The organism is Stenotrophomonas sp. Y-13 (assembly GCF_046267925.1).
In the GTDB taxonomy this organism is placed as follows: Bacteria; Pseudomonadota; Gammaproteobacteria; order Xanthomonadales; family Xanthomonadaceae; genus Stenotrophomonas; species Stenotrophomonas acidaminiphila_A.
In genome coordinates this window covers 307,448-320,520 of record NZ_CP176501.1, presented here as the reverse complement: position 1 = coordinate 320,520, position 13,073 = coordinate 307,448, and the positions used below count along the sequence as shown (strand labels likewise).

The 13,073-nt window shown below is 70.3% G+C and carries 8 protein-coding genes; 3 read left to right on the top strand and 5 right to left on the bottom strand.

Annotated features, from left to right (window positions below; genetic code table 11):
• Window positions 1–136: 136 nt before the first annotated feature.
• The 4 genes from ACJ7VY_RS01360 to ACJ7VY_RS01345 all read right to left on the bottom strand — a co-directional run bounded on the left by ACJ7VY_RS01360 (window position 137) and on the right by ACJ7VY_RS01345 (window position 3,409).
• On the bottom strand, window positions 137–625 hold the full coding sequence (locus tag ACJ7VY_RS01360; protein ID WP_240212837.1) for a hypothetical protein: 489 nt from the start codon (window positions 623–625) through the stop codon (window positions 137–139).
• 44 nt (window positions 626–669) lie between these two features.
• Window positions 670–969, bottom strand: coding sequence for a LysM peptidoglycan-binding domain-containing protein (locus ACJ7VY_RS01355; protein ID WP_161614030.1), 300 nt, complete (start codon window positions 967–969; stop codon window positions 670–672).
• 102 nt (window positions 970–1,071) lie between these two features.
• Complete coding sequence (queF, locus tag ACJ7VY_RS01350; RefSeq protein ID WP_409476205.1) at window positions 1,072–1,884, bottom strand: NADPH-dependent 7-cyano-7-deazaguanine reductase QueF; 813 nt, start codon at window positions 1,882–1,884, stop codon at window positions 1,072–1,074.
• A 208-nt stretch (window positions 1,885–2,092) separates the two neighbouring features.
• The gene (locus tag ACJ7VY_RS01345; protein WP_240212835.1) at window positions 2,093–3,409 is read right to left on the bottom strand and encodes an amidohydrolase; all 1,317 of its coding nucleotides are present in this window, start codon (window positions 3,407–3,409) and stop codon (window positions 2,093–2,095) included.
• A gap of 209 nt (window positions 3,410–3,618) precedes the next feature.
• Here ACJ7VY_RS01345 and ACJ7VY_RS01340 point away from each other — a divergent pair, with 209 nt between their 5' ends.
• The 3 genes from ACJ7VY_RS01340 to ACJ7VY_RS01330 all read left to right on the top strand — a co-directional run bounded on the left by ACJ7VY_RS01340 (window position 3,619) and on the right by ACJ7VY_RS01330 (window position 11,380).
• Window positions 3,619–4,869: an efflux RND transporter periplasmic adaptor subunit gene (locus ACJ7VY_RS01340; RefSeq protein WP_409476204.1), complete on the top strand. Its 1,251-nt coding sequence runs from the start codon at window positions 3,619–3,621 to the stop codon at window positions 4,867–4,869.
• A 158-nt stretch (window positions 4,870–5,027) separates the two neighbouring features.
• Window positions 5,028–8,264, top strand: coding sequence for an efflux RND transporter permease subunit (locus tag ACJ7VY_RS01335; protein WP_240212834.1), 3,237 nt, complete (start codon window positions 5,028–5,030; stop codon window positions 8,262–8,264).
• The gene (locus ACJ7VY_RS01330) at window positions 8,261–11,380 is read left to right on the top strand and encodes an efflux RND transporter permease subunit (protein WP_409476203.1); all 3,120 of its coding nucleotides are present in this window, start codon (window positions 8,261–8,263) and stop codon (window positions 11,378–11,380) included. Before ACJ7VY_RS01335 ends, ACJ7VY_RS01330 begins: the two co-directional genes overlap by 4 nt.
• 246 nt (window positions 11,381–11,626) lie before the next feature.
• On the opposite strand, the gene ACJ7VY_RS01325 is transcribed toward ACJ7VY_RS01330, so the two are convergent.
• Window positions 11,627–12,991 (bottom strand): VOC family protein, encoded by a 1,365-nt coding sequence (locus ACJ7VY_RS01325; RefSeq protein ID WP_409476202.1) that lies wholly within the window; start codon window positions 12,989–12,991, stop codon window positions 11,627–11,629.
• Window positions 12,992–13,073 lie beyond the last annotated feature (82 nt).

The window sequence follows — 13,073 nt, the reverse complement described above, 5'->3', positions numbered from 1 at the left end:
GGCGCGGGCGCCCAGCGACGCCGACGCCGCGCTGGCACGGCCACCGCGCATGCGGCCATAAAAAAGGGCGCAGTCCTGCGACTGCGCCCATGGCCTGCACCTGTCGGGAGAGAGGGGCGACAGGTGATGCCGCTTGCTACTTCACTTCGAACTCCTGGGTGGTGCCAGCCGGCTGGCCGTCCAGGGTCACGTCCGCGCGGTATTTGCCGGCGGGCCATGCGCTTGCCTTGCTGAATTCGACGTTGGTGGTCTCGGCACCGGTGGCGGTGAGCGTTGCGGTCTGCTCGCCGGCCACCTGCCCGTCCTGGTAGGTGAGCTTCACGCCGAGGGTGGCGTTGGTCGCGGCGCCGTCGGTCTTCACCGACACGATGATCTTGTCCTTGCCGCCGATCATGGCCACCGGCGCCACCGACTTGTCCGCCGCCGCGGTGGTGCCGACGGTGACCGAGGTGACACTGACCGCCGGTGCGGCCGCCGGCGGCGGTGCCGGTTCACTCATCGGCGCCGGCGCCGGGGTGCTTTCCATCGGCGGCGGCGCGGTCTCTTCCTGCTTCTTGCAGCCGGCCACGGCCAGGGTGCCGGCCAGGGTGATCATCAGGACACTGCTGAGCGAAATCTTCTTCATGGGATGCTCCGGAATGGGAGGAAAAGGCACCGGGCCTGGCGGCCTCAACCCTGGCGCGGGGGAATCGTCAGGGTCTGCCCGGGAAAGATCTTGTCGGGGTCGGAAAGCACGTCGCGGTTGGCCTCGAAGATCTGCTTCCAGGCATTGGCATCACCCAGCAGGTGCTTGGCGATGCGCGACAGGCTGTCGCCCTTCTGCACGGTGTACTGCTGCCCGCCGGCGATCTGCGCGGTGGAATCCACCCGCGCGGTCACATCGGAAAAATCAGCCTTCGGCGCGACGGTGGCGGTGCTGTCCACCGTGGACGTCACGTCCGAAAAATCGGCCTTCTTGTCATTGCTCATCGGGTCGTTCCTCCTCGGCTGGGTGCCACCATTGCACCGGCCGCGTTAAGGAACCATCGCGCCGGCGTAAAGCCGGCGTGTACCCGGTGCGGGCGGCCCGGCCTACTGGCGCGGGTCGCGCAACGGCCGGTGGCCGGCGGCCAGGTCCCGGGTCGACCGGCGCGGGTTGATGTCCAGCCCGCCGCGGCGCGTGTAGCGCGCCTCCACGTCCAGCGAATGGCAGCCGCAGTGGTGCATCAGGTCGAGGAAGATCCGCTCCACGCACTGCTCGTGGAACTCGGCGTGGTCGCGGTAGCTGACCAGGTAGCGCAGCAGGCCGCCGCGGTCGATCCGCGGGCCCGCGTAGCGGATGCTGATGCTGGCCCAGTCGGGCTGGCCGGTGACCGGGCAATTGGACTTGAGCAGTGCCGAGACCAGTGTCTCGGCGACGGCCTCGCCGGCATCGGCATGCAGGAAGCCGGCCTGCGGCGGACCATAGTGGTCGATGTCCAGGTCCAGGCCATCGATGCTGTGGCCTTCGGCGTCGGCCACCGGCGGCAGCCCGAACTCGACCGTGACCGCGGCCCCGGCGCAGGCGGACAGGTCGGCGGCGATGCGCGCACGCACCTCGTCGGCACTGTCGAAGCGCGCCGCGTTGAGGGAGTTCAGGTAGAGCTTGAGCGACTTGGACTCGACCAGGTGCGGCGAGGCCGCCGGCACCCACAGGGTCGCGGTCGCCACGCACGGCTTGCCGCGCCTGTCCAGCCAGCCCAGCTCATAGACATGCCAGCGGTCCTGGCCGACGAACGGCAAGGCGGCATCCAGGCCGATCGCGGCGCGGGCGGTGGCGCGCGGGATCGGGAACAGCAGGCCCGGGTCGTACTGCGAGGGATAGGCGACCTCGCGGCCGAGGCTGGAATCGTGGGGGGTATTCATGCGCGGATTGTAGGGGGTGCCGGGTGAGCCCTGCCTGCACCCCGCATCGCCGCCGGTGCCAGCGCCGCCGGGCGCTGGCCGGGAGGCCGGGCCGCAGCTGCCTTCCCGGGGGCACACAGGCGCGCGCGTCACCGGGCCAGGGCCCGGCGCCACGGCCAGGCGGGCGGCGGCTGTGCGGCCGCCCGCCGTTGCCGGTACCCGCCGCGGCTCAGCCCCGGGCGCCGTGCAGGTAGTCCAGCGACACCTGCAGCAGCGCGCGCAGGCCGACGTCCAGCGCCGTCTCGTCGAGCAGGAACTTCGGCGAGTGGTTGCTGGGCGCGGTGGCCGGATCGATGCCCTGCCCGGTCGAGCCGACGAAGAAGAACATCGCCGGCACCTGCTGCGCGTACAGCGAGAAGTCCTCCGAGCCCATCTGCAGCGGCGGCTCGTAGACATTGTCCTTGCCGACCACGGCCTGCAGGCTGGGCAGCATGCGCGCGGTCAACGCCGGATCGTTGACCGTGGCCGGGTTGCCGTCCTTCTCGTAGATGTCGGTGGTGGCGCTGGCGCCGTGCGCGGCCGCGGTGTGCTCGGCGACGCTGCGCAGGTCGGCGAAGATCTGCCGGCGCATGTCCGGGTCGAAGGTGCGGATGGTGCCGACCATCTCCACCGCGTCGGGGATGATGTTGTAGCGGATGCCGCCCTTGATCGCGCCGAAGGTGAGCACCGCCGGCTGTTTGGACAGGTTGGCGCGGCGGCTGACGATGGTCTGCGCGGTGCCGATCAGGTCGGAGGCGGCGACGATCGGGTCGATGCCGTTCCACGGCGCCGAGCCGTGGGTCTGGCGGCCGTTGACGGTGATGGCGAAGCGGTCCGACGCGGCCATCAGCGGGCCGCCACGCACGGCGATCTGCCCGGCCTGGACGCTGGAGAACACATGCAGGCCGAACACCGCCTCCGGCTTGAAGTCCTTGAACAGCCCTTCCTTGAGCATCAGTTCGGCACCGCCCTGCTCCGGCGGCGGCGCGCCCTCCTCGGCCGGCTGGAAGATCAGCATCACTTCGCCGGGCAGCGTGTCGCGCATCGCCACCAGCGCGTCGGCCACGCCGAGCAGGGTGGCGGTGTGGGCGTCGTGGCCGCAGGCGTGCATCACCCCGACCTTCTCGCCGCGGTACTCGGCGGTGGCGGTGGACGCGAACGGCAGCCCGGTCTGCTCGGTCACCGGCAGTGCGTCCATGTCCGCGCGCAGGGCGATCTTGGGGCCCGGCAAGCCGCCCTTGATGACCGCGACCACGCCGTGCACGGCCACCCCGGTCTTCGGCTGCAGGCCCATCGCGCGCAGGCGTTCGGCGACCTTGGCGGCGGTGCGCGCTTCGCGGTTGGACAGCTCCGGATGCTGGTGGAAGTCGCGGCGCCACTCCACCACCTGCTGCTGCAGGCGCGCGGCGGCGGCCGCGACCTCGGGGCGCTGGGCATCGCCGGCCAGCGCGGCCGCAGGGGCCAGGGCGCACGCCAGCGCGGTCAACACAACGGTCTTGCGGATCATCCAGGCATTCCTCGTCGGCAATCGAGAGGTGAATGTAGGGCAAACGAACCGGGGCGACGAGTGTCAACCGATGCCGCGCGGAACCGTTCACCCCCCTTGCCGGTCAGAGCGCGTGGCCCATCGGTCATGCAGCCGCTGTCATGGCCCGGCGTTATGCTCTGCGCCGTTGTGCCCGCCCCTTCGCCCATCGGTTCCTCGGGAGTTTTTGCATGTCGCGTTTCTGGAAGATCGTGCTGCTCGTCATCGCCGTCCTGCTGGCGGCGGGAATCGGCTACCGGATGATGGGGGGCGGCAAGCAGGCCGGGGGCGCGGCACCAACCGCAGGCGGCCCGGGAGGCCGGGGCGGCGGCGACAAGGCACGCGATCCGGTGCCGGTCACCGCGGTGGCGGCCGAACGCAGGAACGTGCCGGTGTATGTCACCGCGCAGGGCACGGTGGCCGCCTACAACACGGTCACGGTCAGCCCGCAGGTGGGGGGCGAGCTGCTGAGCGTGGACTTCAAGGAAGGGCAGACGGTGAAGAAGGGCGACCTGCTCGCCCGGATCGACCCGCGCACCTTCCAGGCCCAGTACGACCAGGCCATCGCCAGCCAGCGCCAGAACCAGGCCCTGCTGGCGACCGCCCAGTCCAACTACGAACGCTCCAATTCCGAGGCCTACCGCCAGTACGTGGCGCAGACCGACCTGACCACCCTGCGCAACCAGGTCGCGCAGTACCAGGCCGCGGTGGCGGCGGCCCAGGCCAGCGCCAACCAGAGCAGGGTGCAGCTGGGCTACACCCGCATCGTCTCGCCGATCGACGGCGTGGCCGGCATCCGCGCGGTCGACCCCGGCAACGTGGTCAGCGCCGGTACGGCGATCGTCACCCTGACCCAGCTGCAGCCGATCTACGTGCTGTTCAACCTGCCCGAGCAGCAGTTGGAGGCGGTGCGCGCGGCGCAGGGCAAGGGACCGCTGGAAGCCGCGACGCTGGACCGCGCCGGCGGCAGCGTGGTCAACGCCGACGGCAGGCTGCAGGTGGTGGACAACCAGATCAGCGCCAGCAGCGGCACTTTCCGCCTGCGCGCCGAGTTCCCCAACGCCGACCAGGCGCTGTGGCCGGGCCAGTTCGTCAACGTGCGCATGAAGCTCGACGAGCTGCCCGACGCGGTGGTGGTGCCGGCCGAAGCTGTGCAGCGCAGCAGCACCGGCGACTTCGTCTACCTGATCAAGCCGGACAACACCGTCACCTTGCGCGAGGTGGTGCAGGGCGGCCAGGTCGACGACAGCCACGTGGTCATCAGCAAGGGCCTGCAGCCGGGCGACAAGGTGGTGACCGAGGGCCAGTTCCGGCTCAAGGAAGGCGTCGCGGTCAATCCGCTGCAGCCGGGGCAGGCGCCGCCGGCACCGACCGAGGCGCAGCTCAAGGCTGCCAGCGAGAAGCGTGGCGGCGGCGGCCGGGGTGGCCGTGGCCCGCGCTGAGGCGCGACCGCTGCCTGCCGCGCGCGACGGCGCGGCGCGGGCACCGGCTCCCTATGCACGCGTGAACACCCGGTGCGGTGCACGCGACGCGCGCGGCCGGAGCTGGGGCAGGCACTGACCGCCCCGCGCCGCGCACACTCTCACCACAGGAATCGACCGTGGGCTTCTCGACTCTCTTCATCCGCCGCCCCATCGCCACCTCGCTGCTGATGGTCGGGCTGATGCTGCTCGGCATCCTCGGCTACCAGCGCCTGCCGGTTTCGGCCCTGCCCGAGATCGAAGCACCCAGCCTGGTGGTGACCACGCAATACCCCGGCGCCAGCGCGCAGACCATGGCCTCGCTGGTGACCACGCCGCTGGAGCGGCAGCTGGGCCAGATCTCCGGCCTGGACCTGATGACCTCCGACTCCTCGGCCGGCCTGTCCACGATCGTGCTGCAGTTCTCGATGGAGCGCGACATCGACACCGCCGCCCAGGACGTGCAGGCGGCGATCCGCCAGGCCACCCTGCCCGGCTCGCTGCCGTACCAGCCGGTCTACAACCGGGTGAATCCGGCCGACGCGCCGATCCTGACCCTCAAGCTGGCCTCGGACACGCGCCCGCTGCGCGAGGTCAACGACCTGGCCGACTCGGTGCTGGCGCAGCGCCTGTCGCAGGTGGACGGCGTCGGCCTGGTGTCGATCGCCGGCAACGTGCGCCCGGCCGTGCGCATCCAGGCCAATCCGGCGCAGCTGGCCAACATGGGCATGACCCTGGAAGACCTGCGCAGCGCGCTGACCCAGGCCAACGTCAACGCGCCCAAGGGCTCGCTCAACGGCAAGACCCAGAGCTACACGCTGTCCACCAACGACCAGCTCAGCGACGCGGCCGACTACAACGACATCATCGTGCGCTACCGCAACGGCGCGCCGGTGCGGCTGCGCGACGTGGCCAGCGTGGTCGACGGGGTGGAGAACGACCAGATCGCGGCCTGGGCCGACGGCAAGCCGGCGGTGCTGCTGGAAGTGCGGCGCCAGCCCGGCGCCAACATCGTCAAGACCGTGGAGAGCATCCGCCAGATCCTGCCCGGCCTGCAGGGCATGTTGCCGGCGGACGTGAAGCTGGACGTGTTCTCCGACCGCACCGTCACCATCCGCGCCTCGGTGCACGACGTGCAGTTCACCCTCATCCTGACCATCTGCCTGGTGGTGGCGGTGATCTTCGTGTTCCTGCGCCGGCTGTGGGCCACGGTGATCCCCTCGGTGGCGGTGCCGCTGTCGCTGCTGGGCACCTTCGGGGTGATGGCCTTCGCCGGCATGTCGCTGGACAACCTGTCGCTGATGGCGCTGACCGTGGCCACCGGCTTCGTGGTCGACGACGCGATCGTGATGATCGAGAACATCGTGCGCTACATCGAGCAGGGCAAGGACGGCCAGGATGCCGCCGAAACCGGCGCCAGGGAGATCGGCTTCACCGTGCTGTCGCTGACCGTGTCGCTGATCGCGGTGTTCCTGCCGCTGATCCTGATGCCCGGCGTCACCGGTCGCCTGTTCCACGAGTTCGCCTGGGTGCTGTCGATCGCGGTGGCGATCTCGATGCTGATCTCGCTGACGCTCACCCCGATGATGTGCGCCTACCTGCTCAAGCCCGACGCGCTGCCCGAGGGCGACGATGCCCACGAGCGCGCCGCCGCGCAGGGCAAGGTGACGGCGTGGTCGCGGCTGGTGCACCTGTACGAATCCAGCCTGGACTGGGTGCTGCGCCACCAGCGCATGACCCTGGGCATCGCCCTGGGCTCGGTGGTGCTGACCGTGCTGCTGTACATCGCCATTCCCAAGGGCCTGCTGCCCGACCAGGACACCGGCATGATCACCGGCGTGGTGATCGCCGACCAGAACGTGGCCTTCGAGCAGATGCAGCAGCGCACCCAGGCGGTGGCCGAGGCGTTGCGCCAGGACGCGGCGGTGACCGGCGTGGCCGCCTACATCGGCGCCGGCTCGATGAACCCCACGCTCAACCAGGGCCAGCTGAACATCGTGCTCAAGGACCGCGGCGAGCGCGGCAGCCTGGACACGATCCTGCCGCGGCTGCAGGCCGCCGCCGCGCACATCCCCGGCGTCGCGCTGTACCTCAAGCCGGTGCAGGACGTGACCCTGGACACGCGCGTGGCCGCCACCGCCTACCAGTTCTCGCTGTCGGACATGGACAGCCGGGAGCTGGCCGAACAGGCCGCGCGCGTCACCGACGCGCTGCGCCGCCTGCCGGAGCTGGCCGACGTCGACAACAACCTGGCCGACCACGGCCGCGCCCTGCACGTGGAAGTGGACCGCGACAAGGCCAGCCGCTACGGCGTGCCGATGCAGACCATCGACGACACCCTGTACGACGCCTACGGCCAGCGCCAGATCTCCACCATCTTCACCCAGCTCAACCAGTACCGCGTGGTGCTGGAGGTGGCGCCGGAGTTCCGCACCGCCGACGCGCTGATGAACCAGCTGGCGATCGGCAGCAACGGCAGCGGCGCGCTCACCGGCAGCAACGCCACCACCCTGGGCCAGGTCAGCTCCAGCAACTCCTCCACCGCCACCGGCATCGGCAACAGCAACACCGGCATCGCGCTGGGCGCCGGCGGCAGCATTCCACTGTCGGCCATCGCCACCGCCACCCCGGGCACCGCGCCGCTGGTCGTCAGCCACCAGCAGCAGCTGCCGTCGGCGACGATCTCGTTCAACCTGGCCCCGGGCTATTCGCTGTCCGAAGGCGTGGCGGCGATCAACAAGGCCGTGGCCGCGCTGCAGCTGCCGCCGCAGATGCAGGCGCAGTTCGTCGGTACCGCGGCCGAGTTCTCCAGCAGCCAGACCGACGTGGTGATGCTGCTGCTGGCCGCCATCGCGGTGATCTACATCGTGCTCGGCGTGCTCTACGAGAGCTGGATCCATCCGCTGACCATCATCTCCACCCTGCCGCCGGCCGGGGTCGGCGCGCTGCTGGCGCTGTACCTGTGCGGGATGAGCCTGTCGGTGGACGGCATCGTCGGCATCGTGCTGCTGATCGGCATCGTCAAGAAGAACGCGATCATGATGATCGACTTCGCGCTGGACGCGCAGCGCGCCGGCATGAACGCCTTTGACGCGATCCGCCGCGCCTGCCTGCTGCGCTTCCGCCCGATCATGATGACCACCGCCGCGGCCATGCTCGGCGCGCTGCCGCTGGCGCTGGGCACCGGCATCGGCTCGGAGCTGCGGCGCCCGCTGGGCGTGGCCATCGTCGGTGGCCTGCTGCTGTCGCAGCTGGTCACGCTGTACACCACGCCGGTGATCTACCTGTACTTCGAGCGGTTCTCCGAGTGGGCCGCGCGGCGCCGCGAGCAGCGCGCGGCCGCACGCCTGCAGGCCGCCGGCAAGCGCACGGCATGAACATCTCCGCGCCCTTCATCAAGCGCCCGATCGGCATCAGCCTGCTGGCCATCGGCCTGTTCTTCGCCGGCCTGCTCTGCTACCTGCGGCTGGGCGTGGCGGCGCTGCCGAACCTGTCGATCCCGGTGATCTTCGTGCAGGCCAGCAACATCGGCGCCGACGCCGACACCATGGCCGCCACCGTCACCGCGCCGCTGGAACGCCACCTCGGCCAGGTGCCGGGCATCAGCACCATGCGCTCGAGCAGCAGCGACGGGCGCAGCATGGTGTTCCTGATGTTCGACACCAGCCGCGATATCGACGCCGCCGCGCAGGACGTGCAGGCGGCGATCAACGCCGCCATGGCCGACCTGCCGGCCGGCATCAACACGCCCACCTACCAGAAGGCCAACCCCAACGACGACCCGGTGATCGCGCTGTCGCTGACCTCGGACACGCAGTCGGTCGCGCAGCTCTACAACCTGGCCGATTCGCTGCTGGCGCAGCGTCTGCGCCAGTTGCCGGGGGTATCGCAGGTGGACATCGCCGGCGCCTCGACCCCGGCGGTGCGGGTGGACCTCAACCTCCGCGCGATGAACGCGCTGGGGCTGAGCCCGGACGACCTGCGCAACGCCATGCGCGCGGCCAACGTGGCCTCGCCGCTGGGCTTCCTCGACGACGGCCGCAGCCAGACCGCCATCGTCCTCAACGACCAGGTACGCAGGGCCGCCGATTTCGCCAACATCGCCATCGCCAGCCAAGACGGCGCGGTGGTGCGGCTGAAGGACATCGCCACCGTCTACGACGGTCAGCAGGACGCGTTCCAGGCGGCCTGGTTCAACGGCAAGCGCGGCGTGCTGATGTACGTGTACCTGCGCAGCGGCGCCAACCTGGTGGCGACCGTGGACCGGGTCAAGGCGGAAATGCCGGCGCTGTCCAGCCATCTCGATGCCGGCACCACGCTCACCCCCTACTTCGACCGCACCCCGACCATCCGCGCGTCGCTGGCCGAGGTGCAGATCACCCTGATGATCAGCCTGGCGATGGTGGTGCTGACCATGGCGCTGTTCCTGCGCCGGCTGGCGCCGACGCTGATCGCCGCGGTCACCGTGCCGCTGTCGCTGGCCGGCGCGGCGGTGGTGATGATGGTGCTGGGTTTCACCCTCAACAACCTGACCCTGCTGGCGCTGGTCATCGCCATTGGTTTCGTGGTCGACGACGCCATCGTGGTGATCGAGAACATCATGCGCCACCTGGACGCCGGCATGCCGCGCCTGCAGGCGGCGATGGCGGGTGCGCGCGAGATCGGCTTCACCATCGTCTCCATCACCGCCTCGCTGGTGGCGGTGTTCCTGCCGATCATCTTCGCCCAGGGCATGCTCGGCGCGTTCTTCCGCGAGTTCACCCTGACCCTGGTGGCGGCGATCATGGTGTCGGCGCTGGTGTCGCTGACCCTGACCCCGGCGCTGTGCGCGCGCTTCCTGCAGCCGCACGCGGCACACGTGCGCGAATCGCGCATGCACCGCCTGCTCGACCGCGTGCACGGCGGCATGCTGAAGGTGTACACGGTGGCGCTGGACTTCTCGCTGCGCCATGCGCTGCTGCTGGCGCTCACCCCGCTGCTGCTGATCGTGGCCACGTTCTACCTGGCCGGCGCGGTCGGCAAGGGCAACTTCCCCGAACAGGACACCGGCCTGATCTGGGGCCGCGCCAGCTCCAGCGCCACGGTGTCGTTCAACGAGATGAGCCAGCGGCAGCGGCGCCTGAGCGACATGTTTCTGGCCGACCCGGCGGTGAAGATGGTCGGCTCGCGGCTGGGCTCCAGCCGCCAGGGCAGCAGCGCGCAGTTCAACATCGAGCTCAGGACCATGGCCGAGGGCCGGCGCGAGCCGACCAGCCTGGTGGTGGCCCGGCTCAGCGCCAAGGCGGCGCAGTTCCCGGACCTGGACGTGCGCCTGCGCGCCATCCAGGACCTGCCGTCCGACGGCGGCGGCGGTGGCGGCCAGGGCGCGCAGAACCGCGTCACCCTGCAGGGCAACGATGCCGCGCAACTGGCCGAATGGCTGCCCAAGCTGGTCGAGGTGCTGAAGCAGAACCCGAAGCTGCGCGATGTCGGCTCGGACGTGGACAAGGGCGGGCTGATGCAGAAGATCGTCATCGACCGCGAGAAGGCCTCGCGCCTGGGCGTGAGCATCGGCGCGATCGACGGCGCGCTGTACGGTGCCTTCGGCCAGCGCCAGATCTCCACCATCTACGCCGATCTCAACCAGTACGGCGTGGTGGTCAACGCGCTGCCGGAACAGACCGGCAGCCCGGCGGCCATCGACGACGTATACGTGCGCTCCAGCAGCGGGCAGATGATCCCGCTGACCGCCTTCGCCCACCAGGAACCGGGGCTGGCGCCGTCGCAGGTGACCCACCAGAACCAGTACACGGTGATGGACCTGAGCTACAACCTGGCGCCCGGGGTCAGCAGTGGCGAGGGCGACGCCATCGTCAAGGCCGCCATCGACGGCCTGCGCATGCCCGGCGACATCCGCCAGGCCGAACCCGGCGGCTTCCGCCAGGCGCTGGACCCGGCGGCGATGCTGATGCTGATCATCGCCGCCATCGCCACCGTCTACATCGTGCTGGGCATGCTGTACGAGAACCTGGTGCACCCGGTGACGATCCTGTCCACCCTGCCGGCCGCCGGCATGGGCGCGCTGCTGGCGCTGTGGGTGACCAACACCGACCTGTCGGTGATCTCGACCATCGCCCTGGTGCTGCTGATCGGCATCGTCAAGAAGAACGCGATCATGATGATCGACTTCGCCCTGGTGGCGCAGCGCGAACACGGCAGGTCGCCGGCCGAAGCGGTGCGCGAGGCCAGCATCGTGCGCTTCCGCCCGATCATGATGACCACGATGGTCGCGATCCTGGCGGCGCTGCCGCTGGCGATCGGCCTGGGCGAAGGCTCGGAACTGCGCCGCCCGCTGGGCATCGCGATGATCGGCGGCCTGCTGATCTCGCAGAGCCTGACCCTGCTCAGCACCCCGGCGCTGTATGTGATCTTCTCCTGCCTGCAGCAGCACTGGCGCAGCTGGCGCGCACGCCGCCGCGAGCGCAAGGGCCAGCGGCGGATCGCACGGGCCTGATCGTCTCCTGCACGGGGCTACGTTCCGCTGGAACGTAGCCGGGAACGTCCCTGCCTGGCATTGCGCGGCATCGCGGAGATCACCATCGCGGCGACGCAGCCGTCACCCCGGCCAACGGCTGCACGCGGTTCATACGTGCGGGTTTCCGTCCGCAGCGACATGGCCGGCGGATGGAGGCCGGCAGCAGATGGGGCAAGCACAGTCGCGCCGGCAGCCGGCGTGTCGTACCGGCCCCATCGCCACGGATCAGGCCACCAGCTGCGCCAGCGATTCCGCCTGCAGGCGCTCGTAGATCGCGAATTCGTCGGCCACCGTGGCCCCCAGTGCCTGCTCGAACGCTTCGCGGTTGGCGCGCGCCGCATAGGCGCGCTGCTCCTCGCCGCCCAGGTTGGACTGGAAGATGCCCGCGGCGCTGACCGGCAGGAAGTCTTCGTAGACGATGGGTTCGGCGACGGCCAGGCCACGCTCGATCAGCACCTCGGCCGGCAGTGCGCGCTCAGCCACCGGCAGCGCGCGGCCGGCATCGGTCAGCGCGTAGCGGTAGTAGCCCAGGCCCTCGCGGCGCAGGGTGGCGTGGTCGTCGGGGAAGCCGGCGAACGCCGCCTGCAGGCGCTGCATGTAGTCGCGACCGGTGCTGCCGGCGCCGCCGTTGTCGCGCGCCTGGGCCAGCAGCGCGTCGTACAGCGCGCGGCCCTTGGGAGTCAGCGCCAGGCCGCGCTGCTCGATCTCGCCGAAACGCGCGGTATGGGTGCCGGCGGCGTTGTCCTCGCCCGAGGGGAAGTGCACCAGTTCCTCCAGCGCCTTGAAGCTGGTCTGGCGCAGCAGGATCGGGCACGCGCGGCGCGGCGGGCCTTCGATCACCGCCTTGGCGGCCAGGCCGCGCGCGTGCATCGCCGCCTGCGCGGCGTCGATGTCGAGGGTGCGCGGGGTCAGGTGGTTGATGTGCGGGCCACGGAAGCTGACCACATCGGCCACCAGCCGGTGCGCGGCATGCAGGGCGTGGTAGGTCTGCAGCGACACGGTGGCCTCGTTGTGCCAGCGGAAGGTCTCCAGTGCCTCGACCACGAAGCGCCAGGCATCCTCGCCGGACAGGCCGCCATCGCGTTCGCACTGCTCGATGAGCTGCAGCACGCCCGGGGTGAAGATCGTGCGCCGGGACAGGATCCCGGCCGCCTGCGCGCGCAGCGCTTCGTCCTCGATCAGTTCCAGCCGCAGCAGCGAGGTGAACACCCGGAACGGATTGCGGTTCAGCGATTCGCCATCGACCGGGCGGAACGCAGTGGAGTGCACCGGCACGCCGGCCACCGACAGGTCGTAGTAGCCCACCGGCTGCATGCCCATGACCGCGAACAGGCGGCGCAGCGTGGACAGCTCCTGCGCGGTGCCGACCCGGATCGCGCCGTGGCGCTCCACGTCCAGGCGTTCGCGCTCGCCACTGCGCTGCATCTGCGCATCCAGTTCCGGCTGCGCCGCCAGGACGCCGGCGTTGACCTCGCCGACCAGCTCCACAAGCGTGCCGTACAGCGGCACCTCGGTGCGGTACATGTGCGACATCGCCTGCGAGAACAGGCTGCGGATGTGATCGGCGGAGACGAAACGGTCGGCGGTCATGGCGGGGCGCGCGGCGCGGCAGGGGAAACCGCTATTTTCGCCCGGATGGGGTCAGCCGGTCATCCATTGCATTGGATACTTT

What these genes read in the sequence shown, in the direction of transcription:
- ACJ7VY_RS01360 (WP_240212837.1), bottom strand. Translation starts at nt 625, where the DNA reads ATGAAGAAGATTTCGCTCAGCAGTGTCCTGATGATCACCCTGGCCGGC.
- ACJ7VY_RS01355 (WP_161614030.1), bottom strand. Translation starts at nt 969, where the DNA reads ATGAGCAATGACAAGAAGGCCGATTTTTCGGACGTGACGTCCACGGTG.
- queF (WP_409476205.1), bottom strand. Translation starts at nt 1,884, where the DNA reads ATGAATACCCCCCACGATTCCAGCCTCGGCCGCGAGGTCGCCTATCCC.
- ACJ7VY_RS01345 (WP_240212835.1), bottom strand. Translation starts at nt 3,409, where the DNA reads ATGATCCGCAAGACCGTTGTGTTGACCGCGCTGGCGTGCGCCCTGGCC.
- ACJ7VY_RS01340 (WP_409476204.1), top strand. Translation starts at nt 3,619, where the DNA reads ATGTCGCGTTTCTGGAAGATCGTGCTGCTCGTCATCGCCGTCCTGCTG.
- ACJ7VY_RS01330 (WP_409476203.1), top strand. Translation starts at nt 8,261, where the DNA reads ATGAACATCTCCGCGCCCTTCATCAAGCGCCCGATCGGCATCAGCCTG.
- ACJ7VY_RS01325 (WP_409476202.1), bottom strand. Translation starts at nt 12,991, where the DNA reads ATGACCGCCGACCGTTTCGTCTCCGCCGATCACATCCGCAGCCTGTTC.